The sequence below is a fragment of the Citrobacter sp. TBCS-14 genome, from assembly GCF_005280805.1.
In the GTDB taxonomy this organism is placed as follows: Bacteria; Pseudomonadota; Gammaproteobacteria; order Enterobacterales; family Enterobacteriaceae; genus Citrobacter; species Citrobacter gillenii.
The window spans coordinates 1-211 of record NZ_SZWM01000206.1 but is presented as its reverse complement, the minus strand read 5'-3'; the positions used below and the strand labels follow the sequence as shown (position 1 = coordinate 211).

1 pseudogene is annotated in these 211 nt (G+C 50.7%); it reads right to left on the bottom strand.

Going from position 1 to position 211, the window contains the following annotated elements:
• Positions 1-29 precede the first annotated feature (29 nt).
• A pseudogene (locus FDX22_RS30430) lies at positions 30-211 on the bottom strand (hypothetical protein); the annotation flags it as partial.

The window sequence follows — 211 nt, the reverse complement described above, 5'->3', positions numbered from 1 at the left end:
GATTCAAAAAGAACCCGTCGCCAGACGGGTTATTTATTGGCGTTAAAACAATTGAATCTAAGTACGCAGGCGGAGAAGAAAGCGATGGTTCCCCCCGCAGCCAGCACGCTATAAGCGAGTTCCCAGCTTTGCGTTGAATCCATCACCACACCAAATGTTAAAGGCGCAAGAGACCCCACGCCAAATCCAAGCAGCGACCGCAATCCCATCA